Origin of the sequence: Nonomuraea sp. NPDC059023 (genome assembly GCF_042740095.1) — a bacterium.
Taxonomy (GTDB): domain Bacteria; phylum Actinomycetota; class Actinomycetes; order Streptosporangiales; family Streptosporangiaceae; genus Nonomuraea.
Genome location: NZ_JBHYIO010000027.1, coordinates 74839 through 100138, shown reverse-complemented (window position 1 = coordinate 100138; position 25300 = coordinate 74839). Strand labels below are relative to the sequence as shown.

Here is a 25300-nt window from a genome sequence, read left to right as displayed (position 1 = left end):
CGGCGGGTTGACGGCCGGTCAGGCGGATCTTAACCTCCAGACGCCACAAGCCCCTGGAAGGAGCATCGTGAAGCTTCCTGTCTATGCGGCGACAGCGTTCTCGGCGGCCATAAGCCTCGCCCTGACCTTCGTCCCGGCCTCCGGACTCGGCTACCACAACGGCGCAGTCCAGATCGACGTCACCGAATCCGGCGGGTACTACATCCTGAGCGACCCGTTACGTCCAGGCATCTCCTGCGGTATCAACGGCACCACCCCCGCCAAAGGGCCGGTCGGCACCACGATCGGCACCGGACGGCGCCATGACACGGTCACCGCCTGCGTCGACGTCCTGTACGGCGTGCAGCGCATGTGGGACATGCTGCGCGACTGGCTGGGCCGCAACGGCATCAACGGCAGCGGCCGCGGCGCCCCCGCCCGGATCGTGACGGGCACGTCCGTCCCCGGCTCCACCGTCGACTTCCCCGGCAGCCAGAGCTTCCCGACCCAGCTGGACCTGGTGGGCCACCAGTACGGCCACGTCGTCTACCAGACCACGCCCGGCGGTGCCGGCGCGGGCAACGAGAACGGCGGCGTCAACGAGGGCTCCGCCGACATCTTCGGCACCCTCACCGAGTGGTACGCGAACAGCCCCGTCGACCGGCCCGACTACGTGATCGGCGAAGGATCCGACCTGATCGGCGGCGGCCCGCTGCGCCACACCTACAACCCGGGCCTGGACGGCCACCCCAACTGCTACAGCGCCCAGATCCCGGCCACCGAGGTCCACGCCGCCTCCGGCCCGATGCGCCACTGGTTCTACCTGCTGGCCGAGGGCAGCGTGCCCGGCGGCGGGAAGCCGTCCAGCCCGATCTGCGCCGGCGGCCCGGCCTCGGTGACCGGCATCGGCCTGGTCAAGGCGGGACGGGTCTTCATGCAGTCCCTCCTGCGCAAGACGTCCGGCTGGCGCTACGTGCACGTCCGTACCGCCTCCGTCATGTCGGCCATCGAGCTGTACGGCCCGGCCGACCCGGCCTGCGTCACGGTCAAGGCCGCGTGGGACGCGGTGAGCGTACCGGCCCAGCCGGCCGAGCCCGCCTGCGCGCCACCTCCGGCCCGCTAGGCCTGGTCGCAGGTCACCACCAGGCGGGCCCCGGTTCCGGCGCCCGAGCCGGAACCGGGGCGTCACCGGAGGAGCACGGTGCCGAGGGCGCTCGTGAGGAGCAGGGCGGCGGACCGCCGACGCCGCCGGTCAAGGGGATGCGGATCAGCGTCGCGGCGACCCGCACGGGCGCCGGCAAGGTATGGCCGAGCCGGGTCGTGAGCTCGACGAGCAACCACGGCAGCGTCGCCAGAGCGGCGAGGAGCAACCCTCCGGCTACACCGCGGCTCCAGAGATTCGCGCCGGCCGCGACCACGGCCCCGAGCGGCGCGAGCCCAGCCAGCAGCCCGAGACCCGCCAGAACGGTTCGGCCGGCGCGGTACCCCTGATGATCGGCCCGTACCGGTTCACCGCCACGACCATGCTCCAGGCGCCGCGCCGGTCGTGCTCGGCCAGGTGCGGAAACCTCAGAACGCCGCCCGCGGCCGGCGGGATCGCCCACCAGTACACGATCGACGGGTCCGCCGGCCACAGCAGCGCGTGGACGGCGGCGCCGAGCCCGAGAAAGCTCAGCCCGGCGACGCGCTTGAACTCCTGGACGTTCACCAGGGTCACCACCGCCGCCACGACGACCACCGCCGGCGTGACCACCGACGCGGCTGTCACCACGGTCGCCCCCTCCCAGCCTGGCCGGCTTTATCCGGATTTCCGCGGATGGGATGGCGGTGGCCGAAACCGGCCATCCCGTTCTCTGGAACGGTTCAGATGGTGAAGGGCCGGGAGTGCCAGAACTCGTGCGCGTTGTTGCTGGCGAATGCCATAAAGGCGAAGGACCCGACCGGAGGTGTGTCGCCGATACCGGAAGCGACGAACTTCAGCACGCGGCCTTGCCCGGGGACGACATTGTCGGCCACGTCCGACGCTCTGTTGGAGACCCGGAATCCGCCGCTGCCATTTCCTTGCTGAATGAACGCCCACTGCTGGCGGGTGGAACTGCCGCACGGCTGCTGGATCGCGAAACGGACGCTGGAGTTCGACTCCCACGCCAGGCACATGCCGCTGAACCTGTTCTTCCACTGGTAGTAGCTGACGCCCGCCGCGGTGCCGAACTTGAAGGTCAGCGTCCAGGAGTTGGGCAGGGATCCGGGCGAGCGCCACCAGACGCCGGCCGTGACACCGGCCCGCCCGTCGCCATTGCTGCCACCGATATTGAGCGTCCAGTTCTGGTTGGCGTTGGGCACGATTTCATAGGCTAATTGCGCGGTTCTCGCGTGCGCTGAAACGCCGGGAAGGAGTCCCAGGCCGATCGCGACGATGAGTGTGACCATGGCAGTGCGCATGTGCGTTGACCCTCTCGCTGATGATTTCCCCGTGATGGAGGAATTTATAGGCGGCGAGAGTCCGGGGTGTCTGCGTCGAAGTGCACACGGGCGATCGGCGTGGTCCGGGTGCCGTTATTCTGCCTCGCGTTCTGCCGCCTGGAGCCGCCACCACTTCGCCATCGACTGGTCGATCTCCTCGCGGACGAACGCGAAGAACCGGCGGGTCTCCTCCAGGCGCCGCCCGGCGGGGCTGTCGGGACCCAGCAGCGCGAGGCCCTCCTCGGCGCCGGCCTGGACCCGGGCCAGCATCGGGTCGGACTGGCTGACGAAGTGGCTCCAGGTGTGCTCGTGGATCCGGCAGAAGTCGTGCCGGCTCCCGGGTTCGCGGCCGCGTTCGACCAGCCGCACCCGCACCAGATACTTGACCGCCCCCGAGATCGCCGGCGCGCCGACCTCCAGCCGCTCGGCGAGCTCGGCGGCCGACAGCTTGCCGGAGTCGCTGACCAGCAGCGCGGCGTAGACCCGCGAGGCCATCCGGGGCATGCCGTACTCGACCATGATCTGCGCGAACCGTTCCCGGAAGCCGGCGAGGTCGCCCTTCTCCGCTCTCGTCACCCAAGCTCCCTTATATTTTCAAAGTTCACGAATTTCATGAAATGAGCGTAGCATCGTAGTGGTGAAGGACACTGAACTCATCGGAGTGCAGAAGACCCTCAGCCCTGTCCTCAGGGCCAAAGCGCTGGACAACCGGCTGCCGGACCCGATCCTCGGCGACGCGTACGCCGAGCGGGCGATGCGCGGCCTCGACCCCGACTACGACAAGCGCCCGTTCGGCAGCAGCCAGATGGGCCTGGCCGCCGTGGTGCGGGCCAAGGCTCACGACGACTGGGCCCGGAGCTTCCTGGCCGGCCATCCCGACGCGGTGGTGCTGCACCTGGGCTGCGGCCTCGACGCCCGGGTGTACCGGATCGACCCGCCCGCCACCGTCGACTGGTACGACCTGGACTACCCGTCCGTCATCGAACTGCGGAAAAGGTTCCTGCCAGCGCGCGAGCACTACACCCTGATCGCCTCCAGCGTCACCGACCTGACCTGGCTGGAACGGACACCCCGCGGCCGGCCTGTGCTGATGATCGCCGAGGGGCTGGTGCCGTACCTGACCGAGAGCGCCGTCCGGCACCTGCTGACCAGCGTCGTCGACGCCTTCCCCACCGGCCAGATACAGTTCGACACGGTGCCGGTCTGGGCGTGGCGGACCTCGAAATGGGACCCCACCCTGCGTAAATACGGCACCCGGTTCCGCTGCGGCTTCAACGACCCGGCCGCGCTGGCCGGCTGGCACCCGCGGCTCGCATACGTCGACGAGGCGCCGATGTACGACGCACCCGTGCTGATGGCCAAGGCGCCCGCGAACATCCGCCGCATGTACCGCCTCATGACCCTGCTTCCGGGTATGAGGCGCTCCACTCGCATCGTCCGCTTCCGGTTCTCCTAGGGCACGACATACCGCGGCTATACCGCCGGTGCCTAGCATCATCGGCGGTGCTCTGACCACAGGCGGAGCATGGCGACGTGCTCGTTCACCGACAAGGATCGAATTCCATGCCGAAGCCCTCCCCTTCGAAGATGCTCGTCACTGCTGTCGCTGTCTCTGCGGCCTTCGCCGTGCTGGCGCCGGCCACGGGGGCCACGGCTTCCTCGGCCGGATGCAAGGAGAAGTGGAGCAAGCTGAACACGAAGGACGGCTTCGTCAGCTACGTCCTGAAGCTCTGCAGCAACGGCTACGGCCAGGCGCGCGGCAGCGTGACGGACACCAAGAAGGACGTCTGGACGAGCGTGGTCGAGGTCTCCTTCAAGAAGAGCAACGGCGACGAGATCTATGGCGGGTACAAGGAGGCCGGCCGGAACAAGGGCCACAAGAGCTTCAAATGGTCCACGACCCGCACCAACCTCGACCGGATCACGATCAGGGCCAAGCGCTGCCTCCCAGGCACGATCGTGTGCAACAACACCAAGACCTACACGATCTACCCCTGACCTCTGGAGTGGGGTACGGGCTGGTTGCGGGCTCTCTTTCGCGGCCCGTCCGCGGTGCGCCGCCAGTGGTTGACCGAGCGGACGAGGTCGTCGTTGATGTGGCCGAGGAACCGGCTCACGTCCCGCAGGCGGGCGCCGCCGGGTGTGGCGGCGCCGAGGATCGCGGCTCCCTGCTCGGCGATGTCGGCCAGTTCGGCGTTCACCCGGGCGCTGGCCAGCAGCGCCCGGTGCCAGACGTCCTCGTCGATGACGTAGTGGTCGCGCCGTCGCCGAGGGTCGCGTTCACGGCGGATCAGTTCCTGCCTTTCGAGGTAGTTGACGGCCTTGGAGATCGAGGCCGGGCTGACCCGCAACTGCCGGACCAGTTCGGCAGAGGTCAGGCTGCCGGTGTCGGTGGCGTACAGGCAGGCCAGCACCCTGCTCATCATCGGCGGGAGCCCGGTCGCGCCCACCCGTCCGGCGAACCGCTCCCGGAAGTCCCGCAGGGCTTCGGCGGCCCGTCCCGGCGCGGCGGCGGCCGGGGGAACCGGGGACGGCGCCGATCGGGCTGACGCACGCCGCCGGGCACGCTGCTTGGTGGCCTGATGTGCCTGCTCGGCCTGGTAGCCGGCGGGCCCTCCGTTGCGGAGAATCTCGCGGGTGACGGTCGAGGCCGGGCGTCGCAGGCCCTTGGCGATCGTGGAGTAGGTGAGTCCCGCGGCCAGGCCGGCGGCGATGTTCTGGCGGTCCTGGCGGGTCAGCCTGTCTCCGGGCATACCTGTGACTCCCCTTCGCTGCCGTGGCGTGGCTGCTCAGTATGCATTAACCCGCAGCTCATTGCAAACAGCATCGGATTGTGCATTAACTTCAGCCTCATTGCAAAGATTTACGAGCTTTGAGCTGCTGCTTCTCTTGCGGTCATGACTTCTTACATTGAGTGAATCGCGAACGAGATATAGCGTGTCTGCGACCCCAGACGAGGAGTTGAGATGCGTACTTTTGCCGGAAAGAGATCCCATTCGCGTATGACCCGAGCGGGCCTGGGCCTGCTCGTCGCCACCACGGTCGCCGCCATGGCCACACCCGCGACCGCGGCCGGCGCTGACCAGGTCCCCGACCGCCCCGGAGTTCAGCGGGCGCTTGAGCGGGCCATTGCCGAAACCGGCCTTCCGGGCATCCTCGCGACGGTACGCGAGGGCGACGACACCTGGTTCGGTACGGCGGGCGTGGCCGACACCCGGACCGGCCGCAAGCGCCTGCCGCAGGAGCGGTTCCGCATCGGCAGCATCACCAAGACCTTCACCGCCACCGTCGTGCTGCAACTGGCGGCCGAAGGCAAGCTCAGCCTGGACGACAAGGTGGAGAAGTGGCTGCCCGGCCTGCTACGCGGCAAAGGCCACGACGGCCGCCTGACCACCATCAGGCAACTGCTCAACATGACCAGCGGCATCTTCAACCACCTCATCGACAAAGAGATGCTGACCCGTATGTACACCCCGGCCTTCCTCAAGCACCGCTTCGACCGATACCAGCCGGAGCAGCTGATCAAGATCGCCACGTCCAACCCGTCCGACTTCCGGCCAGGCAAGGGCTGGACCTACACCAACACCGGCTTCGTCCTCGCCGCCATGATCGCCGAGAAGGCGACCGGCGAGACCTACGCCGAACTGGTCCACCGGCGCATCGCCCGTCCCCTCGGCCTGACCGGCACGTACGTGCCCGCGGGCAAGGAGGTGCGGATCCGCGGCCCGCACGCCCGGCACTACTCGATGCTGTCCTCCGAGGAGTCCGCGACCAAGACCTACGACGTGACCGAGCTGAACCCCTCCGCCGGCTGGGCCGCGGGCGACATCGTCTCCACCGCCGCCGACCTCGACCGGTTCTTCACCGCGCTGCTCAAGGGCCGGCTCCTGCCCCCTGCCCAGCATCGCCAGATGTTCGCCACCAACGTGGTCCCCGACGGAAAGTGGATCCCCAACACCACGTACGGCTTCGGTGTGGCCTCGGTGAAACTGTCCTGCGGCACCACGGTCTGGGGCATGGGCGGCGCGCTTCCCGGCTCGTGGTCATACGCCTACGGCACCCGCGACGCCGCCCGCATGCTCGTGCAGAACGTCAACGGCGACTGGAAGTACCCCGTGGCCTCCTTCACCAACGTCCTCGAAGCCGAGTTCTGCGCCACCGGATCGTCCTGACCCTCGGCGATCGCTTCCAGGTGGTCAGGCTGCGACGGCCTGACCACCCGCACCCGACGGGGGTGGACCGCACCTCGCAAACGCTCATCCTTCTCGCCGGCCGGTGGCCGTGCTCTCGCGGACGATCAGGCGGTGCGGGGCGCAGAGGTCCTGCGGGGGTTCGGCGCCGGCCGCCGACAGGCGGGTGGCCAGGAGGTTGACCGCGGTTTCCGCGATGTGGGCCTTGTCCGGTGCGATGGTGGTCAGGGTGGGGGTGGAGAAGCGGCCGTCCTCGATGTCGTCGAAGCCGATCAGGGCGACGTCCTGCGGAACCCGCAGGCCGCGCGAGAGCAGGGTGCGCAACGCGCCCAGGGCGAGGGTGTCGTTGAAGCAGAAGACGGCGTCCGGCGGGTCGCCGGCGAGCAGGCGCGCCATGGCCTCCGCGCCGTCGGCGCGGTGGTAGTCGGAGACGTCGGCGACGGCGTGCTCGGACAGGCCCGCGTCGGACAGGGCGCCGCGGAAGCCGCGCAGGCGCTGTTCCGCCGTGACCGCGCGGGCGGCGCGCTGGGCGCCGATGGCGGCGATGCGGCGGCGGCCGAGGGCGACCAGGTGCGAGGTGGCCAGGTGGGCGGCGGCGACGTTGTCCACGGCGATGTGGTCGAGCGTGCCGCCGCCGATGCGCTCGCCCAGCAGGACCATCGGGGTCTGGTCGGTCCGCGCGCGCAGGTCCTCGGGGGTGAGGGCGAGGGGGCTGAACAGCATGCCGTCGATGAGCTGCGCCCGGATGCCGGACATGACGAGTTGTTCCTTACGGCGCTCGCCCTGGGTCTGGTCGATGAGGACGGTCCAGCCCCGCAGGTCGGCCACCTCGATCACCTTGGTCGCCAGCTCGGAGAAGTAGGGGATCGACAGATCCGGTACGGCCAGCGCGATCACCCCTGAACGGCCGCTGCGCAGGTTACGCGCGGAGAGGTTGGGCTGGTAGCGCAGCTCGGCGATGGCCGCCTCGACCCGGGTCCGGGTGTCCGGGCTGACGTGGGGGTAGCCGTTGACCACGTTGGAGACGGTCTTGATGGACACGCCCGCGTGTTCGGCGACGTCTTTCAGCCTGGGCCGCATGCCGAGCACTCTATCGCGATTTACAACGATGAAATAGGCCGTTTACAACGTTGCAGACAACGATGTAGAAAGGCTGCCATGGAAGACGCACACCTCAGCCTGGATCCGGCCTTCGAGATCGCCCCCGTCAACCGGCGCCTGTTCGGCTCCTTCGTGGAGCACATGGGCAGGTGCGTCTACACGGGGATCTTCGAGCCCGGCCACCCCAGCGCCACGCCCGAGGGCTTCCGCGGCGACGTGCTGGACCTGACCCGCGAGATGGGCGTCAGCGTGGTGCGCTATCCGGGCGGCAACTTCGTCTCCGGCTACCGCTGGGAGGACGGCGTCGGCCCCGACCGCCCGACCAGGCTCGACCTGGCCTGGCGGCAGATCGAGACCAACCGGTTCGGGCTCCACGAGTTCATGTCCTGGACCGACCGGGCGGGCGTCGAGCCGATGATGGCCGTCAACCTGGGCACCCGGGGCATCCAGGAGGCCTGCGACCTGCTGGAGTACGCCAACCTGCCGGGCGGCACCCACCTGTCCGACCTGCGGATCAAGCACGGGGCGGCGGAGCCGTACGGGATCAGGCTGTGGTGCCTGGGCAACGAGATGGACGGCCCGTGGCAGATCGGGCACAAGACGGCCACCGAGTACGGCCGGCTGGCCAACGAGACCGCCAAGGCCATGCGGCTGGTCGATCCGGGGGTCGAGCTGGTGCTGTGCGGCAGTTCCAACTCCCAGATGCCCACGTTCGGGGCGTGGGAGTCGACGGTGCTGGAGCACGCCTACGACGCGGTCGACTACATCTCGCTGCACGCCTACTACGAGGAGGACGGTGACCTCGGCAGCTTCCTCGCCGCGGCGGTCGACATGGACCGGTTCATCTCCTCCGTGGTCGCGACCGCCGACCACGTGCGGGCGCGGCTGCGCCGTACCAAGAAGATGATGTTGTCCTTCGACGAGTGGAACGTCTGGAACCAGGCCCGCTACGAGGGCCGTGAGCAGGGCGACTTCGAGGAGGCGCCCGCGCTCATCGAGGACACCTTCACCGCGGCCGACGCGGTCGTGGTCGGCGACTTCCTCATCACGCTGCTGCGCCACTCCGACCGCGTGAGCGTGGCTTGCCAGGCGCAACTGGCCAACATCATCGCGCCCATCCGCACCACGCCGGGCGGACCCGCCTGGCGTCAGACGATCTTCCACCCGTTCGCGCTGACCGCCCGCCACGCGCGGGGGACCGTGCTGCGGGTGGAGCCGCGCTCGCCGCTGCTCGACACGGCGAGGTACGGCGAAGCCGCGCAGTTGTCCGCCGTGGCCACCCTCGACGACGAGGGCGTCACGGTGATCGCGGTCAACAGGAGCGCCCACGAGGCCCTGGAACTGACCGCCGACCTGCGCACCCTAGGACGGCTGAGACTCGCGCACACCCACCTGCTGGAGGCCGGGGCCGACCCGCACGCCACCGAAGCGGCCGTCGTGCCGCTCGCCAACGCGCAGCTCGACGGGGCACAGTTGCGCGCCCTGCTCCCGGCTGCGTCCTGGAGCCTGATCCGTCTCACCTTCACCGGAGCTGACCCCGCATGAAACGCCTGCTCGCTCTCGCCGTCGTCACCGCACTCACGCTGACCGCCTGCGGATCCACCGACAAATCCGGCGCACCCGGCGCCCCGGTCACGCTCACCTTCTGGAACGGCTACACCGGCCCCGACCGCCCCGCGCTGGAAGGGCTGGTCAAGAAGTTCAACGACACGCATCCCGGCATCCGCGTCGAGATGAACATCATGACCTGGGATGTGTTGTTCCAGAAGCTGCTGCCCGCCTACACCAGCGGCAACGGCCCCGACCTCGTCGCCTTCGACGACGCCCACATCGGCCGGTTCGCGGCCAAGGGCGTGCTGGCCCCGCTCGACGACTGGTTCACCGCCGAGCGGACGGCCAGCCTGGTCAAACCCGCCGTCGAGGCCACGCTGTTCAAGGGCAAGCACTACGCGGTGCCCATGACGTTCACGCCGATCCTCATGTACTACAACAAGAAGCTCTTCAAGGACGCCGGGCTCGACCCCGCCAAGCCTCCGGCCACGTGGCAGGAGTGGCAGTCCGCGCTGAAGAAGCTGACCAAGGACACCAACGGCGACGGCCGCCCCGAGCAGTACGGCACCGCGCTGCCCGACCACCAGACGATCCAGGTCTGGCCGATCCTGCTGTGGGGCAACGGCGGCGACCTGCTCTCGCTCAGCAGCCCCCAGTCGGTGCAGGCGGTCCAGCAGTGGAGCGACCTCGTCGCCAAGGACCGGATCTCGCCCACCGGCCTCGGCGGCGCGGACGCCGACAAGCTCTTCCAGACCGGCAAGGCGGCCACCAACATCACCGGGCCGTGGATGACCACCGGGTTCAAGGAGGCCGGGGTGGACTTCGGCGTCGCCATGGTCCCGGCGGGACCCGCCGGAGCGGTGACGCTGGCCGGAGCCTCCTCCTTCGTGCTCAACGCGAAGTCCGACGCGGCCAAGCAGAAGGCGGCCAAGGAGTGGTTCACGTTCTGGAACTCCAAGGAGTCGCAGATCGCGTGGTCCAACGGCTCCGGCTTCCCCGGCGTCAGAACCGACGTCACCCCCGAGGACACCAAGGCCAACCCGTACGTGGCGCAGTTCGCGGCCCATTCGGAGAAGGCCCGCGTGCTGCTGCCCGGCCAGGCCGAGTTCCGCAAGATCTACGAGGAGATCTTCGAACCGGCCGTCCAGCGGGTGACCACGGGCAAGGCCCAGGTCCAGCCGGCGCTTGACGAGGCGGCCAAGGCGATCGCGCCGCTTTCCGGCCCATGAGGGCCCGCCGTACGGCGACCGCGTACGCCTTTCTCGCACCGACCCTGATCGTGGTCGGGGTGTTCATGGTCTGGCCCATGCTCCAGTCGCTGGCCGACTCCTTCTACGACAAGTCCATCGGCCCCGGGACCTTCGTGGGGCTCGGCAACTACACCAAGCTGCTCGCCGACCCGGCCTTCCTGGTCGCGCTGCGCAACACGGTGTTCTACGCGGTCGTCGCCACACCCGTCGCGGTCGCGCTGGCCCTGGGCCTGGCGCTGCTGCTCAACGGGCACGTCCGGGGGCGCGGGTTCTTCCGCTCCGCGCTGTTCCTGCCGTCCGTGGTCTCGCTGGGCGTGGTGGCGATCGCGTGGAAGTTTCTGCTCGATCCGGACATCGGGCTGGTCACGTACTGGCTGCGCGGCCTCGGCGTCGACGTGGGCGACGGCGTACGGGACGCGGACGTGGCCATGTGGTACCTGATCGGCGTCGGCGTCTGGAAGAACGCCGGCTTCTACATGGTCATGTACCTGGCGGGGCTGCAGACGATCCCGCGCATGTACTACGAGGCCGCCACCATCGACGGCGCCGGGCCGTGGCAGCGCTTCCGCAAGGTGACCTGGCCGCTGCTCGGGCACACCACGATGTTCGTCTTCATCATCGCCGCGATCGCCGCGCTCCAGGTGTTCGACCAGATCTTCGTCATGACCCGCGGCGGGCCGCACTTCGCCACCGAGTCGCTGGTCTACCTCGTCTACCGCAAGGGCCTGCAGGACTTCGAGTTCGGCTACGCCTCGGCCATCGCCTGGGTGCTGGTGCTGATCGTGTTCGTGCTGTCGCTGGCGCAGAACGTCTTCTTCAGCCGGCGGGCGGTGAGGTACTAGTGCGAGTCCTGAAATATGGGGCTTTGTTGGTCGGGGCGGGGCTGGTCCTGCTGCCGCTGGTCTGGATGGTCGTGGCGTCGATCACGCCGGAGGCGGCGATCGTCCGCTATCCGCCCTCGCTGCTGCCCGGCGGCTTCACCACCGACCACTACACGCAGATCTGGGAGCGGATCCCCTTCGGCCGGCAGTTCCTCAACACCGTCGTGTTCGCGGGCGGCGTGACGGCGGTGTCGCTGCTGCTGGACTCCCTGGCCGCCTACGCCCTGGCCAGGATGGACTTCCCCGGCAAGAACGCGGTGTTCGTCCTGATCCTGCTCCTGCTGATGATCCCGCCGCAGGTCACGCTGGTGCCGTTGTTCCAGCTGCTCAGCTCCATGGACTGGATCAACACCTACCAGGGGCTCATCGTGCCGCGGGCGACGAACGCGTTCGGCATCTTCTTCCTGCGCCAGTACTTCCTGACGATCCCGCGCGAGCTCGACGAGGCCGCCCGCATCGACGGCTCGTCCGAGTTCGGCATCTACCGGAGGGTGATTCTGCCGCTGTCCGGGCCCGCGCTGCTCACGCTGGGCCTGTTCCACTTCATGTACAACTGGAACGACCTGCTCTGGCCGCTGGTGTTCACCACCGAGACCGACATGCAGACGCTGCCCGCGGGGCTGGCGCTGTTCATGGGCGAGCACGTCATCGAGTACGGCCTGCTGATGGCCGGCGCCGTGCTCACCCTCCTGCCGATGGTCGCCGCGTTCCTGCTCGTCCAGCGGCGCTTCATCGAAGGCATCGCAACCACCGGAATGAAGTAGGTACCACGCATGGTGAAGCACGTCCTTGCCTGCCTAGCCCTTTTATGCGGAAATATCGCCCTCACCGGCGCCACCGCCGAGGCCGCCGCCAACGTCAACGCCAATGTCATCTCCGTCGACGCAAGCAAGCCGATCGGCGTCGTCCAGCCGTCGGTCACCGGCCAGATGATGGAGTGGGCCTCCGACTCCATGAACAACGCCTGGGCCGAGAAGGTCGCCAACCGCTCCCTGGAGACCGAACCCGCCCGCAGTACCCTCTATGACGGCTTCGACACCGCCGACCGCTCGAAGTGGACCCCCACCAGCCTGGACGGCGCGCCGGCCGGGACGTTCACCGTCTCCGGCGGCGCCGCGGCCGTCACCGCAGCCCAGCCCGGCCGCTTCGGCATCATGTCCAACCCGGTCCCCGGCAGCCGGTACGCCACGGTCAGCGTGGAGACGAGGATCGTCTCCGCCACGGGCGCCAACGCGATCCTCAGCATCTATGGCGGCTCCGGCGCGTTCACGAACTTCGCCGAGTTCGCCATCGAGGGCGGCGTGCTGAAGGTCCACGCCGACGGCCGCCCCACCTGGACGGGTGGCGCGGCCACCACGCCGTCGGTCCTGCGCGTCGACGTCTCCGGCCGCGACGGCACCGCGCGGACGTTGCGCTTCTTCCACAACGGCACGCTGGTGCACACCCTGACGGGCTTCACCGGCCTGCCCGGCGACTACCGGGCCTTCCTGTACGGCTGGAGCGGCACGGTCACCGCCGACTACCTCGCCCTCACCCCGGACGGCACCTACGACTCCTTCTCCGGAAGCGCCCTGTCACCCCGCTGGACCCCGTCCCGCCTGGAGGGCACGAACAACGGCAGCGTGAGCGTGAGCGGCGGCCGCGCCACCGTGACCGGCGGCGCGCAGTCCCGCTACGGCCTGCTGTCCGACCCCATCGCCAACAGCTCCGTGGACTGGACGACGATCGAGACCAGGCTCGACGGCGTCACGGGCACGAACGGCCTCATCAACGTCTACGGCGGCGCCGGCGGCTTCGAGCGCTTCATGGAGTTCGGCGTCGAGGGCGGCGTGGCCAGGGTCTTCACCAGCGACGGCACCGGCAACTGGACCGGCGGCGCGGTGACTCTGCCGGCGACACTGAGCGTGCAGGTCAGCCCGTACTGGTCCAACGGCAGACTGTTCAGGTTCTTCGTCAACGGCGTGCGCGTGCACGAGCTGGCCACCCGCACCGACGTCCCCCACCAGGACTTCCGTCTCTTCCTGTACGGCTTCGGCGCCTCCACCACCGTCTGGGACGAGGTCAAGGTCAGCCAGGTGCACATGCTCGACCGCTGGGACAACCACTTCGAGGGCGGCGGCGTCTCGGGCGCCTGGACGCCGACCACGCTCGAAGGCGGCTGGGGCAGCGCGGGCGCGGCCAACAGCCAGATGACGATCAACGGGGCGGCCGGAAGCCGCTACGGCCTCATGTCCCAGCCGCTCATGGAGAGCGACGTCCAGGACTACGCGGTCGAGGCCAAGCTCGACTCCTACACCGGAGTGAACGGCCTGCTCAACCTGTACGCGGGCACCGGCCGCGGCGATTTCTCGAAATATCTGGAATTCGGGGTCGAAGCGGGCACCCTGCGCGTCTTCGGCGACGGCGTCGCCCCGTGGACCGGCCCGGCCATCTCGCTGCCCGTCACCCTGCGCATCGAGGTCGGCGACACGGTCTCCTTCTTCGCCAACGGCCGTCTCGTCCACAGCCTCCCCAAACCCGCCGTCCTGCAGAACACCGAGTACCACGCCTTCCTCTACGGCTACGGCACCAGCGTGACGAAGTGGGACTACCTGACCTGGTGGCGCACCGACAACGCCTGGCGTCCCGACGGGCACACCGACGTGGCCACCTACGAGCGCGAGCGCACCGCTGCCAACGGCAGCTACGCCCAGCGCGTCGACGTCCAGCACACCAGCGGGCGCAGAGGGATCAGCCAGGGCGGCATCGCCCTCACCGCCGGCCGCGCGTACGAGGTCAGCGTCTACCTCAAGCAGACCGGGCTGAGCGCGCCCGTCACTCTCGCGCTCGGCCCCGACACCGGCGACTCGCCGGGCTACACGCCCTACGCCACCGCCAACGTCACCGGCGTCGGGACCTCGTGGTCCAAGCACACGGTCACGCTCACCCCGTCGGCCACCGACCGCTACGCCAAGCTCTTCATCGGTACGGCCGGCACCGGCACCCTCTGGATCGACATGGCCGGAGTCATGCCCAAGGACCCGGCCGAGGTCGTGCACGGCGGCTGGCGCAAGGACTTCGTCGACCGGGTGGCCGCGCTCAACCCGGGCTCGATCCGGTGGCCCGGCGGGATCATCGCCGACAGCTACACCTTCAGCGACGGCATCGGCCCCCGCGACCAGCGCCCGCCCATGTACTACGGGCAGTGGGAGGCCGGGTGGATGACCAACGACGTCGGCACCGACGAGGTGCTCGGCCTGGCCGAGGCGCTGAACATCCCCGTGGTGCTCAACGTCAACTGGGGCCAGGGGACCGGGGCGACGGCGGCCAACTGGGTCGAGTACACCAACGGCGCCGCCGGAACCACCTGGGGCGCCAAACGGGGGCGCGCGCCGTACAACGTGAGAACGTGGGAGATCGGGAACGAGGTGTGGGGCTCCTGGACGCCCGGTCACACCAGCGCGGCGGCCTTCGCCGCCAGCTACGTGACCTTCCGCGACGCGATGGCCGCCAAGGACGCCACGATCACCTTCATCGGTGAGGGCGGTGACGGCACCAACAACGACCAGAGCTGGAACACCACGATGATCGCCAACGCGGGATCCAAGCTCGACCACCTGTCGATCCACTACTACAGCCCGCAGCCCCTGCCGCAGGCCTACGACAGCGCGGCCGTCTACGCCGCCTCCGTCGGCGCGCCCGCGGTGATCGGCGACCGCATGGCGACGGTCACCAACACGATCCTCAACGGCACCAGCCGCGACATCAAGATCGCGGTGACCGAGCACAACGCCATGTACTTCAACGAGGAGCACCGCAGGTCCAGGAGCCTGGAGGGCGCGCTGCAGGAGGCCGGGCTGCTCAACCTGTTCATGCGCAGAAGCGACGTCAACGAGGTGAACGCGGCCTCGACCCTCATGGAGTTCTGGGACGGCAGCGCCATCCGGCTGGGCAACAGGGGCAGCTTCGTCACCCCGACGTACCTGGTGCAGAAGCTGATCGCCGACCGCCACGGGCCGCTGCTGCTGCCCACCACGGTCACCGGTCCCACGTACAACGCCCCCGCCATGGGCAACCTGCCCGCCCGCAACGGCGTGCCGATGCTCGACGTCACCTCCACCCGGTCGGCGGACGGCGCCAAGCTCTACGTGTCGGTCATCAACCGCGATCCGTCGGCCGCGCAGGCGGCGACGATCAACCTCGCGGGCGCGGGAACGGTCGGCTCGACCGCCACCGTCTCGACGGTCGGCTCGCCCGGCTACCTCGACCGCAACACCTGGCAGCAGCCGACCGCCATCCAGACCACGACCACCACGACGACCAGCGTGAACGCCCACACCTTCCCGGCGCACTCGTTCACCGTGCTGACGTTCGACATCGCGGCGCCCGCCGTCGCGGCGCCGGTGATCGTCGGCAGGGTGACCAAGACCGACGGCACCCCGATCGCCGGCGCGACGGTCACCGCGGGCGGCCCCGGCGTGGTCACCGATGCCTCGGGCCACTACCGGCTGCCCGCCGCCGCGGGCGTCCGCGACCTGACGGTGTCGGCGTCCGGCTACAGCACCTACGTCCGCACGGCGGTGGAGGTGTCGGCGCTGGGCGCGAGCCCCTTGCCCGTCCGCCTCACGCCCTAGCCGCCGGCGCCCCTCGCGGTTTCCCGCGGGGGGCGCCTACCATTCGCTGGTGATCTTAGGCATCCTCCTCTTGACGGCACCGGGTGTTTTCGTGGGACTGCTGTGCGGGTCGGTCTTCCTCGCCTCGGAAGCGGCCCGGCGAGAACATCTCAGGTCACGCTTCCTGCTCTGGGGGGCGGCCATGACGGTCGCCGGCCTCGTGCCGGTGGCCGTCATCGCCTGGTCGACGCAGGCGGACGACACGTACTACGACAGCTTCTGGTCGTTTCTGCGGGTTGTCGCGGCCATCTTCGGCGGGGCGTTGATGCTCGCCGGCCTGGGAGCGTTCATCCCGTGGCTGCTGGACGTCCTGCGGCGGCGCACCGCCCGGCTGTCGCCGGTGGTCCGGCTGGCCGCCCGTGACGTGGCGCTCGGCAGGCACCGGACGGCCGCCCCGATCGCGCTCACGATGGTGCTGACGGCCTGCGCGGTCGTGGTGACGAGTGTCGTGGTCGCCCAGTCGGCACAGGGCCGGGCCTGGTACGTGCCCCAGGCCCGGCACGGCGCTCTCCTCGTGAACCTCCAGAACGCGGACGCGGCGGTCATGCGGGCGGCCCTTCAGCGAGAAGTGCCCGCGGACTCCGTCGTGCGGAGAGACAAACTAACCCATTGGACGGACTTCAGCCTTGACGTCGAGGGCGTGGACCTGCCGGATGTAGAAGGGGTGGTTCCGGCTGGCTTCTTCGGTGACCAGGCGCTCCTGCGCTACCTCACCGGGAACCTCGCGACACCGTTCGACGAGGGAACGGCTGTGGTCGTCACTTCCCATGACATCAAGGTCGACACGCTGACGGTCCACTACTCCTTGCCCACCGACGACCTGGCGGCCGGGGATCGCACCAAGTCCGTGCCGGCGATCGCCGTCAAGTCTCCCGATCGGCAGGTTAACGAGGTCTTCATCCCGACGACGGTCATCCGGGACCTGGGCCTCTCCCTGGAGGCGGAGTCGCTGATCGTCGACCCCTCCCGACACCGGACGACGGCCGCCGAACTAGAGCGCATCCATGGGCGCTTGGTCGACGGCGCGTACACCTATCTTGAGCTTGGGTATCAGGCGCCGGTCGCATGGATGGGCGTGGTCGCGGGGGCGGTTGTCGTCGCGCTCGGCGGGGCGCTGGTCGCGGGTGGCCGGGCGGGCATCGGAACCCGGTCCGGGCGGACGCTGCTGAGAGCCGGCGGCGGGTCGGTGGCGACGCTGCGGTGGTTCGCCGCGGGGCGCACGGGATGGAGCGCGCTCTGCGGAGCGGTGCCGGGTGCCGTCGCCGGGTGTGGCATCGGATGGTTGCTGGCCTGGCCGATGACCACATCCAACGACGAGTACGACATCCTGCTACGGGTGTCCTTCGGGACTCCCTGGTGGGCGATCGCCGCTCTGGCCGTCGGGCTGCCGGTGCTCGCCGGGGCGATCGCGGCGTTGCCCAGGCCTCCGGCCCCTCACTCCCGGGGCTCGATGACGTAGCGGCGGGGGGCGACCGCGTCCGGATGGCTCGGCAGCAGGTCCAGACAGGCCCGGTGCGCCTGGCCCGGGGTGATGGCCGTGCCGGTGACGAGGCGGCAGGTGAACGTGCCGTCCTCGCCGAGCGTGACGCTCGCCGTACCGCCGGGCACCGCGCGCTCGACCAGCCGCCGGACGGCTTCCGGCCGCACCCACGAGGTGCCGGAACGCACCCACTCCGGCCCGTACGGCATGGCCGCCACCCCGGTGACCGCCCCGATCTCGGCGACGTCCACCACCCGATCGCCCGCCGCCGTCAGCAGTCTGACCAGCCCCGCCCCGAACACCTCGGCCTCGTCCACGGACAGCGCCGCGGGGTTGACCCACAGGGTCAGGTCGAGCACGGTGTCGAGCCGGTTGATCCAGAGCGAGAGGTTGGCCGGCAGCGCCGCCTCGGGCAGCCAGGTCAGCTCGGGCTCGTCGACCGGGTCCTCGTCGTCGCCGGGCGGCACCTGGGCGCTCATGTCGTTGAAGACGCAGTCCCTGGCGTACCGGGTGCCGCGTTCGGCGTCCATGGCGTGGATCGCCTCCCACAGCGCCTCGGAGTCGAAGCGGCTGCGCTGGTACCCGGCGAGCGCGGCCACCCGGAAGCGGGCGATCAGCTCGTCGAAGGTCGCGGCGCGCAGATCGGTCACGACCAGGGCGTCCTGGGCCAGCGGGCCGATGTGCGTACGCAGCCGGGGATGGGCGCGGTTGCTCGACAGGGAGGCCAGCAGGCAGGTCGGCTGGGCCGTACGGTGGCCGACGAGGGTGCCGAGTGCGGCCATCACGATCATCGAGGGGCTGGCCCCGGTCCTGACGGCGGCACGTTCCAGGCAGGCCATGACGGCGGCCGAGCGGACGCGCAGCCGCGCCACCATGGCGTGCTCGGTGTCGAAGGCGATCGGGAACATCGTCTGCGGCGACCTGGCCAGGCCGGTACGCCAGTGTTCGACTGCGGCCTCGGCGCGGCGCAGCGCCGCCGGGGTGCGTTCACTGTCGGCCAGGTCGATGGGCTGGGTCGGTTCGGGGCCGGGCAACGGCCGGCCGTGCAGGAGCGTCTCCCATTCGCGCAGCAGGTGGGCGAGGCTGATGGCGTCCACGGCGGTGTGCGGGAGCACGAAGACCGCCAGGCGTGGCTCGGCCTCCGTGCAGATCACCGCCATACGCAGCGGGAACTCGCCTTCGAGGTCGAAGCGCGGGGCGCGCAGGAGGGCGCCGGTCTCCTCGGCGGCCCGCATCGGCGGACCGCCGTGGTCGGGGACGACCACGACCTGCAGCGCGCCCTTGCCGTGCACGTGCTGCGTGCCGGCGGTGAAGGTCGTGCGCAGGCCCTCGTGCCGGGACAGCAGCGCGAGGGTGGCCTCGGCGATCCGGTCGAGACCGGTCCGCCGTGGCACGCGCTTGATCATCAGGAAGTTCATGTGCTCGGGAGGATCCCGGAGCACGCAGCGCGCCATGTTCGCTTGGCCCATGGTCAGCGCGCCCTGCCGGTCCGGCAGGCCATCGAAGTGCACGATCAGATTCAACGGAGCCCGTCCATTGTCCACGTCCACTGGAGCTGTGTAGCATCACGCTAACAAACAAATAGGAAACTTTCCTATAAGAAAATTTGTCAGGTCCGGGGTCAGAACGCAGCACCCGCAAAGGGAGTATCGGCCACGATGTTCGCCACCCTGTCACCCGCGCAAGAGCGGATGTGGTTCCTGGACCGCCTGGCCGGCGGCGACTCCAGCTACACGATGGTGGTCGCGGCCCGATTAAGGGGCCCGCTCGACGTCACCGCCCTCACCCGCGCCCTCGGCGAACTCGCCGCCCGGCACGAGTCGCTGCGCACCGTCTTCCCGGAGGTGGGCGAGACCCCCATGGCGGAGGTACGGCCGGCCGTACCGGTTGACCTGGAGGTCGTCGAGACGGACGAGGCCGGGCTCGCCGGACTGATCTCCGCCCGAGCCGACGCCTCCTTCGACCTCGCCCGGGGGCCCTTGTTCCGGGCTTCGCTCCTGCGGCTGGCTCCAGCCGACCAGGTGCTGGTCATGACCATGCACCACCTCATCGGGGACGCCTGGTCGGTGGAACGTGTCATGTTCCCGCAGCTCGACGAGCTCTACACCGCCTTCGCCGCGGGTCGCGAGGCGCCGCCGGCGCGGGAGGCGCCGCCGTACCGGGACTACGCCGCGACGCGGCGGGGGCAGGAGCACGAGGAGCAGCGCGCGTTCTGGCGGGCCGAGCTCGACGGGGCGCCCGTGCTGGAACTGGCGGCCGACCGGCCGCGGGCGGCGGTCAGGAGCACCGCGGGCGCCAAGCTCGTCCACACGATGCCGGTCGAGGTCTGGAACGGCGTCGCCGAACTGGCCAGGGCCCGGCGGTGCACGCCGTTCATGGTGGTGATGGCCGCCTACCAGACCCTGCTCATGCGCCACACCGGCCAGGAGGACTTCTGCGTCGGCACGCCGGTCGCCGGACGGGACCGCGAGGAGTTCGAGAACGTCTTCGGCCTGTTCATCAACACTCTGGCCGTCCGCGCCACGCTGGACGGCGACCCGACCGTCGGCGAGCTGCTCAAGCGGGTGCGCGGGCGGCTGCTGCGCGGGTTCTCCAACGCCGCGGTGCCCTTCGAGCAGGTCGTCGGTGATCTCGGCGTGGGCCGCGATCCCGCACGGACGCCGATCTTCCAGACCATGCTCATGCTCGGGCTCGTCGGCGAGCAGCCGCTGCGGCTGGGCGAGCTGGTCGGCGAGATGGTGGGGACGGGGCCGGAGCGGGCCACGTTCGACCTGGCCCTGGACGTGGTCGCCGGCCCGGACGCGCTCAAACTGGTGATCACCTACAGCACGGAGCGCTTCGACGCCGGGTCCGTCGCCCGCCTGGCTGCGCATCTGGAACGGCTGCTGCGGGAGATGCCCGCCCGTCCGGAGGCCAGGCTGAGCGAGCTGGACATGCTCCCGGCGCAGGAACAGGCGGTGCTGCTGGGCTCCGGCGCGCCCGTGGCCGGGCCGACGCCCCGGCTGGAGGAGCTGATCGCCGCGCAGGCCCGCCGTACACCCCAGGCGCCCGCGGTGATCACGCCCGGCGACGTGCTCACCTACGCGGAGCTGGACGCCCGCGCGGGCGAACTGGCCGGGGACCTGCGCGAGCGAGGCGTACGGCCGGGCGCGAGGGTGGCCGTGTGCCTCAAGGCGAGCCCCGAGGCGATCGTCGCGCTGCTCGGCACCCTCAAAGCCGGCGCTACCTACGTGCCCCTCGACCCCGGTCAGCCCGCCGACCGGCTGGCCGCGCTCATGGCCGACTGCGGCGCCGTGGTCGCGATCGGCACGTCGGTGCGCGACCTGCCCGCACCCCAGGGCGAGCCGTCCGGCGGCCCCGCCTACGTGATCTACACCTCGGGCTCCACCGGCGCGCCCAAGGGTGTCGTCGTGGCGCACGACACCGTCGTACGGCTCGCGCGGGCCTTCATCGACCTGCACGGATTCGGCCCCGGCCAGCGGGTGCTCATGGTGCCGCCGCTCAGCTTCGACGCCTCGGCCGGCGACCTGTACCCGGCCCTGCTCAGCGGCGCCGCCATCGTGCTGCACCCCTCGCCCTTCGCGCTGAGCGGACCGGAGGCGCTGGAGCTGTGCGCGCGGCACGGCATCACGATGGTGGACACGCCCACCGCGCTCTGGCGGCAGTGGGTGGACGACCTGGCCGGCCTGGACTCGGTGGACCCGGGGCCGCTGAGCACCGTCATGGTCGGCGGCGAGAGCGTGCCCGTGGACCGGCTGCGCACCTGGGCCCGGCTCACCGGCGGCCGCCTGTCGTTCTTCAACCACTACGGCCCCACCGAGGCGACCGTGTGCGCGACCGTGTACCGGACGGTCGACGGGTCGGAGCTCGGCCCGCGTACCCACCTGCCGATCGGCAGGCCGCTGCCGCACGTGCGGGCGTACGTCCTGGACCGGCACGGCGCGCTCGCGCCCATCGGGGCGCCCGGCGAGCTGTACCTGGGCGGGCCGTGCCTGGCCGAGGGATATCTGGGGCGGCCCGAGCTGACCGCGGAGCGCTTCGTCACCTTCCGCGGCGAGCGCGTCTACCGCACCGGGGACCGGGCCGTCCGCCGGGCCGACGGGAACCTGGAGTTCCTGGGACGCGACGACCGGCAGCTCAAGATCAACGGCGTGCGCGTCGAACCGGCCGAGGTCGAGGCGGCCTGCCTGGCTCACGAAGGCGTACGGGAGGCCGTGGTCACCGGGGTGCGCGGGCGGCTGGTCGCCTACCTCACCGGGGACCGGATCACCCGGGCCGAACTGCGTACCTTCCTGGCGGGCAAGCTCCCGGCCGGCATGGTGCCGCACGACCTGGTCATGCTCGACGCGGTGCCCATGACGCCGCACGGGAAGATCGACTACCGGGCGTTGCCGCTGCCCGAGGTGGAGGCGGTTCCGTACGAGAGCCCGCGCACCCCCACCGAGCGGGCCGTCGCCGCGGTGTGGGAGGAGGCGCTCGGCGTGCCCGTGGGGCGCCGGGACAACTTCTTCGACCTGGGCGGCCACTCGCTGCTCACGCCCAAGACCGCCGGGCGGATCGCCGCGCGCACCGGGCGGCCGGTCGGGCTCGACGTCTTCTTCGCCGCCGCCGACCTCGCCGAACTGGCCGCCCGCCTGGACGGGCAGGCGGTGCGCGGGCCTGACGTGCGGGCGGACGCGGTGCTGCCGGACGACGTGGTGGTCTCGCGGGTCCCGGTTCGGATTCCGGCGCCGCGGCGGGTGCTGCTGACCGGGGGCACCGGGTTCCTGGGGGCGTACCTGCTGGCCGGGCTGGCCGCGGCGGGGATCACCGTGCACTGCCTGGTCAGGGGGTCCGATCCGGCGGCGCGCCTGCGGGCCAATCTGGAGCGCTACGGGCTGTGGAAACCCGAGCTGGCCGGCACGATCGTGCCAGAACCTGGTGACCTGGCGACGGAAGGACTCGCCGGGCGGCTCGGCCACCTGGCCGCGACCCTCGACCTCATCGTGCACAGCGGCGGCCTGGTGGACTTCGCCAAGCCGTACACGGGACTGCGACCCGCGAACGTCGGCGGCACGCTGGAGATCCTCCGCCTGGCCGCCACGGCCGCGATCCCCGTGCACCTGGTCTCGACGCTCGGCGTGCACCTGGCGCCGGGGGAGCGGGTGGTGCGCGAGGACGACCCGCTGCCCGACCCTGACCTGCTGCACCCCGGCTACGACCAGAGCAAGTGGGCCGCCGACCGGCTCGCCGCCGCCGCCCGGGAGGCCGGGCTGCCGGTGAGCATCCATCGACCGGCCAGGATCAGCGGCGACACCGCCACCGGCGCCTGCCCGCCCGGCGACTTCCTGGGCAGGTTCTTCGCCACCTGCGTCACGCTGGGCACCGTCCCGGACGGCGAGCGGTTCGACATGACACCCGTGGACCACGTGGCGGCGGCGATCATCCACCTCGCCCGCGGCGGCGCCACCGGCGACTTCCACTACTACAACCCGCACACGCTCAGCTCCGCCCACATCGTCGCCGGCCTGCGGGAGCGCGGCCTCCCGCTGCGGCTGGTCCCGGGCGCCGACTGGCGGGCGGAGGTACGCGCGCGGCTGGCGGCCGGCGAACCCCTCCCCGTGGCCGCCTACCCCCGCTCCTTCACCGAGTACGGCCAGGCCAAGGGCCCCGGCTTCGACTGCTCCCGCACCGAACGCGTCCTGGCGGAGGCCGGCCTGACCTGCCCGCCCGCCTCCGCCCTCCTGGACGGCCTGCTCACCCACCTGATCGCCGCCGGGGAACTTGACGTCACCGGCCCTGATGAGCATTGAATAGGCGAGCTCAGAAGTACCAAGGTCCGGGTCACACAGGAGACAGCACCACATGAACACGCCATCTGCCGACGCGTCGTCCGTCCGGATCGGAGCCCTCGCTCCGCTGACCCGGCCGGGATGGGCCGAAGCGGGCCGCCACCTGCTCGCCGGGCTCGAACTGGCCGCCGGCGAGGTCAACGACACCGGTGGCATCGGCGGACGACCGCTCGAACTGGTGGTCAGAGACACCGCGGCCGATCCGGCGAAGGCCGCGGCGGCCGTGGACGAACTGGCCGGTCTCGGCGTGGCCGCCTTGGCGGGGGAGTACCACAGCGTCGTCGCCCGTGCCGTCGCCGCCAGGGCCGACGCGCTCGGCCTGCCGTACCTCTGCTCGTCGGCGGTCCTCGACGCGCTCACCGAGCAGCCGACGGACTGGGTCGCGCGCCTGGCGCCGGCGCAGTCGCGCGGCTGGCGGATCTACGCGGACTTCCTGCTCGGCGCGGGCCACAGCCGGATCGCCGTGGCCGCCCAGCCGAGTGTCTACTGGGCCTCGGGGGCCGCCATCGTCCGGGACCACCTCACCGTCGTCGACCTCGACATGAGCACGCTCACCCCTGCGGACGTGTGCGACGAACTCGCCGGCAACGGCGCGAGCGCCCTCCTGCTCCTGGTCGGCCATCCGGACCCGGCGGTGCCGATCGTCAGGGCCGTCCGCAGCGACCCGCGACTGTCCGAGATCCTGATCGGCGCTCCGGCCGGGCAGCCGGAGTTCGCCGAATGGGCGAGCCTGCTGGGTGACGACGGCGCCGCGATCCCGTTCCTGCGCTACCTGCCCGAGCGCCTCAGCCCCCTGGGAGCACGGGTCGAGACCGCCCTTCGCGAACGGCTGGCCGCGACGCCGTCCTTCGTCGCCTTCGAGGGCTACGACACGGTCACGGTCCTGGCCGAGGTGCTGCGTTCCCAGGGCGTGGACCGGCCGGGCATCGCCAAATCCTGGCCGCACGTGGCGGTCGAGGGCACCCGCGGCCCGATCCGGTTCTCCCGCACGCCGGGCATCGGCGTCTGGCAGTGGGCCTGGCCGCCCATCCAGGTCGCCGACCGGGATCCCGCGCGGCCCGGCCGCTTCCGGATCCTCCGCACGGGCTGAAAACTCGTTGATCGGGCCGCGTCCGCGGCATTAGGGTGCGGTCACGCCATCGACGTGAGGACATCGGCTTGACCCCGCCCGCTCTTTAGACCTGACCCCGCTTCCCGACGCCGCGCAGCCGCCGGCTGCTTCGGCGTGCCCGTCAGGTCTTCAGAGAGATCATGTCTTCACAACCTCATATCGATCATGTCGTGCTGCCCTGGACCGTCCGGCGCACGCGCCTGCCCCTGCTGACGCTGCGCTGCGTCGGCTGCGGGGCCGCGTCCGCCACCACGGGCGAGGGCCGGTTCCGCGTCAACGCCAACGGCAAGCTTCTCGACGTCTGGCTGCTGGTCCGCTGCGTCGCCTGCGACCGGACCGGCAAGCTCACCGTGCACGAGCGGACTCCGGCCCGTTCGGTCGCGGACCTCCAGGCCTACGAGAACAACGATTCCGGGCTGGTCGCGCGCTGGTTGCTCGACCCGCTCCTCGCCCGGCGCAACCGCTTCACCCTGGACTGGACGGACGCCTGGCGTCTCATCACGCCGCCGGAGCCGCCGGATCCATGCTGGCCGGTGAAGGTGGAGGTGTCCTTCGCCGATCCGGTTCCCGTCCGGCCCGGCAGGCTGATCGCCCAGGGGCTGGGCATCAGCCGGGGGGAGACCGCGCACCGCATAAAATCCGAAATATCCCTCGTCCGACGGATAAATACAGACTTCTCGTTCATCGTCCTACCGGCGGACTGACCGGCACCGTGCGGGGGGCGCACCCCCCCGCGGGGGGGGGAGGGCGGGGCGGGGGGCTGGGGCGCGGGGCCCCCGGGGGGGGGGGGGGGGGGAAGAAAAGGGGCGGG

Annotated in this window: 19 protein-coding genes; 13 read left to right on the top strand and 6 right to left on the bottom strand. The window is 70.5% G+C overall.

From position 1 onward, the window contains the following. The first annotated feature begins 67 nt into the window (after positions 1-67). Positions 68-1102 (top strand): M4 family metallopeptidase, encoded by a 1035-nt coding sequence (locus tag ACFWYW_RS37610; protein ID WP_379623803.1) that lies wholly within the window; start codon positions 68-70, stop codon positions 1100-1102. 255 nt (positions 1103-1357) lie between these two features. Here ACFWYW_RS37610 and ACFWYW_RS37605 read toward each other — a convergent pair whose 3' ends face one another. The 3 genes from ACFWYW_RS37605 to ACFWYW_RS37595 all read right to left on the bottom strand — a co-directional run bounded on the left by ACFWYW_RS37605 (position 1358) and on the right by ACFWYW_RS37595 (position 3018). After that, positions 1358-1750: a hypothetical protein gene (locus tag ACFWYW_RS37605; protein WP_379623805.1), complete on the bottom strand. Its 393-nt coding sequence runs from the start codon at positions 1748-1750 to the stop codon at positions 1358-1360. A gap of 92 nt (positions 1751-1842) precedes the next feature. After that, on the bottom strand, positions 1843-2421 hold the full coding sequence (locus tag ACFWYW_RS37600; RefSeq protein ID WP_379623807.1) for an RICIN domain-containing protein: 579 nt from the start codon (positions 2419-2421) through the stop codon (positions 1843-1845). A gap of 114 nt (positions 2422-2535) precedes the next feature. Beyond that, entirely contained in the window at positions 2536-3018 is a 483-nt protein-coding gene (locus ACFWYW_RS37595; RefSeq protein WP_379623809.1) for a GbsR/MarR family transcriptional regulator, read from the bottom strand. Between the two features lie 61 nt (positions 3019-3079). Between ACFWYW_RS37595 and ACFWYW_RS37590 the strand changes: the two genes are divergently transcribed. Both ACFWYW_RS37590 and ACFWYW_RS37585 read left to right on the top strand, forming a co-directional pair. Beyond that, positions 3080-3898, top strand: a complete 819-nt coding sequence (locus ACFWYW_RS37590; protein WP_379623811.1) for a class I SAM-dependent methyltransferase — start codon at positions 3080-3082, stop codon at positions 3896-3898. A gap of 107 nt (positions 3899-4005) precedes the next feature. After that, positions 4006-4440, top strand: coding sequence for a hypothetical protein (locus ACFWYW_RS37585; RefSeq protein ID WP_379623813.1), 435 nt, complete (start codon positions 4006-4008; stop codon positions 4438-4440). On the opposite strand, the gene ACFWYW_RS37580 is transcribed toward ACFWYW_RS37585, so the two are convergent. Beyond that, on the bottom strand, positions 4431-5195 hold the full coding sequence (locus ACFWYW_RS37580) for a MarR family transcriptional regulator (protein ID WP_379623815.1): 765 nt from the start codon (positions 5193-5195) through the stop codon (positions 4431-4433). The two genes, ACFWYW_RS37585 and ACFWYW_RS37580, sit on opposite strands and share 10 nt — an antisense overlap. A gap of 249 nt (positions 5196-5444) precedes the next feature. Between ACFWYW_RS37580 and ACFWYW_RS37575 the strand changes: the two genes are divergently transcribed. Further along, positions 5445-6614: a serine hydrolase domain-containing protein gene (locus tag ACFWYW_RS37575; protein WP_379623817.1), complete on the top strand. Its 1170-nt coding sequence runs from the start codon at positions 5445-5447 to the stop codon at positions 6612-6614. An 84-nt stretch (positions 6615-6698) separates the two neighbouring features. Here ACFWYW_RS37575 and ACFWYW_RS37570 read toward each other — a convergent pair whose 3' ends face one another. Continuing rightward, complete coding sequence (locus tag ACFWYW_RS37570) at positions 6699-7712, bottom strand: LacI family DNA-binding transcriptional regulator (protein ID WP_379623819.1); 1014 nt, start codon at positions 7710-7712, stop codon at positions 6699-6701. 78 nt (positions 7713-7790) lie between these two features. Between ACFWYW_RS37570 and ACFWYW_RS37565 the strand changes: the two genes are divergently transcribed. From ACFWYW_RS37565 to ACFWYW_RS37540, 6 genes are read left to right on the top strand one after another with little or no spacing between them, the layout of a single operon-like run. Continuing rightward, positions 7791-9278, top strand: a complete 1488-nt coding sequence (locus ACFWYW_RS37565; protein ID WP_379623821.1) for an alpha-N-arabinofuranosidase — start codon at positions 7791-7793, stop codon at positions 9276-9278. After that, on the top strand, positions 9275-10513 hold the full coding sequence (locus tag ACFWYW_RS37560) for an ABC transporter substrate-binding protein (protein WP_379623822.1): 1239 nt from the start codon (positions 9275-9277) through the stop codon (positions 10511-10513). The genes ACFWYW_RS37565 and ACFWYW_RS37560 overlap by 4 nt, the downstream gene beginning before the upstream one ends. Then, positions 10510-11376 carry a carbohydrate ABC transporter permease gene (locus ACFWYW_RS37555; protein ID WP_379623823.1) on the top strand — a complete coding sequence of 289 codons (867 nt, stop codon included), beginning with the start codon at positions 10510-10512 and terminating at the stop codon, positions 11374-11376. The genes ACFWYW_RS37560 and ACFWYW_RS37555 overlap by 4 nt, the downstream gene beginning before the upstream one ends. 23 nt (positions 11377-11399) lie before the next feature. Next, positions 11400-12179, top strand: coding sequence for a carbohydrate ABC transporter permease (locus ACFWYW_RS37550; protein WP_379623825.1), 780 nt, complete (start codon positions 11400-11402; stop codon positions 12177-12179). A 9-nt stretch (positions 12180-12188) separates the two neighbouring features. Then, positions 12189-16028: an alpha-L-arabinofuranosidase C-terminal domain-containing protein gene (locus tag ACFWYW_RS37545; RefSeq protein WP_379623827.1), complete on the top strand. Its 3840-nt coding sequence runs from the start codon at positions 12189-12191 to the stop codon at positions 16026-16028. A gap of 49 nt (positions 16029-16077) precedes the next feature. Then, the gene (locus ACFWYW_RS37540) at positions 16078-17526 is read left to right on the top strand and encodes a hypothetical protein (protein WP_379623829.1); all 1449 of its coding nucleotides are present in this window, start codon (positions 16078-16080) and stop codon (positions 17524-17526) included. On the opposite strand, the gene ACFWYW_RS37535 is transcribed toward ACFWYW_RS37540, so the two are convergent. Then, entirely contained in the window at positions 17502-19058 is a 1557-nt protein-coding gene (locus ACFWYW_RS37535; protein WP_379641187.1) for a condensation domain-containing protein, read from the bottom strand. The genes ACFWYW_RS37540 and ACFWYW_RS37535 overlap by 25 nt on opposite strands. Positions 19059-19205: 147 nt before the next feature. Here ACFWYW_RS37535 and ACFWYW_RS37530 point away from each other — a divergent pair, with 147 nt between their 5' ends. From ACFWYW_RS37530 to ACFWYW_RS37520, 3 genes are all read left to right on the top strand, one after another. Beyond that, positions 19206-23339 carry an amino acid adenylation domain-containing protein gene (locus tag ACFWYW_RS37530; protein ID WP_379623833.1) on the top strand — a complete coding sequence of 1378 codons (4134 nt, stop codon included), beginning with the start codon at positions 19206-19208 and terminating at the stop codon, positions 23337-23339. 52 nt (positions 23340-23391) lie between these two features. Further along, positions 23392-24468: an ABC transporter substrate-binding protein gene (locus ACFWYW_RS37525; protein ID WP_379623835.1), complete on the top strand. Its 1077-nt coding sequence runs from the start codon at positions 23392-23394 to the stop codon at positions 24466-24468. A 191-nt stretch (positions 24469-24659) separates the two neighbouring features. Beyond that, positions 24660-25193 (top strand): DUF1062 domain-containing protein, encoded by a 534-nt coding sequence (locus tag ACFWYW_RS37520; RefSeq protein WP_379623837.1) that lies wholly within the window; start codon positions 24660-24662, stop codon positions 25191-25193. Positions 25194-25300: the final 107 nt, after the last annotated feature.

Excerpts from the sequence above, each read along its gene's own strand:
- ACFWYW_RS37565 (WP_379623821.1), top strand. The coding sequence starts at position 7,791 with ATGGAAGACGCACACCTCAGCCTGGATCCGGCCTTCGAGATCGCCCCC.
- ACFWYW_RS37545 (WP_379623827.1), top strand. The coding sequence starts at position 12,189 with ATGGTGAAGCACGTCCTTGCCTGCCTAGCCCTTTTATGCGGAAATATC.
- ACFWYW_RS37585 (WP_379623813.1), top strand. The coding sequence starts at position 4,006 with ATGCCGAAGCCCTCCCCTTCGAAGATGCTCGTCACTGCTGTCGCTGTC.
- ACFWYW_RS37560 (WP_379623822.1), top strand. The coding sequence starts at position 9,275 with ATGAAACGCCTGCTCGCTCTCGCCGTCGTCACCGCACTCACGCTGACC.
- ACFWYW_RS37530 (WP_379623833.1), top strand. The coding sequence starts at position 19,206 with ATGTTCGCCACCCTGTCACCCGCGCAAGAGCGGATGTGGTTCCTGGAC.
- ACFWYW_RS37555 (WP_379623823.1), top strand. The coding sequence starts at position 10,510 with ATGAGGGCCCGCCGTACGGCGACCGCGTACGCCTTTCTCGCACCGACC.
- ACFWYW_RS37575 (WP_379623817.1), top strand. The coding sequence starts at position 5,445 with ATGACCCGAGCGGGCCTGGGCCTGCTCGTCGCCACCACGGTCGCCGCC.
- ACFWYW_RS37570 (WP_379623819.1), bottom strand. The coding sequence starts at position 7,712 with ATGCGGCCCAGGCTGAAAGACGTCGCCGAACACGCGGGCGTGTCCATC.
- ACFWYW_RS37525 (WP_379623835.1), top strand. The coding sequence starts at position 23,392 with ATGAACACGCCATCTGCCGACGCGTCGTCCGTCCGGATCGGAGCCCTC.
- ACFWYW_RS37600 (WP_379623807.1), bottom strand. The coding sequence starts at position 2,421 with ATGCGCACTGCCATGGTCACACTCATCGTCGCGATCGGCCTGGGACTC.
- ACFWYW_RS37580 (WP_379623815.1), bottom strand. The coding sequence starts at position 5,195 with ATGCCCGGAGACAGGCTGACCCGCCAGGACCGCCAGAACATCGCCGCC.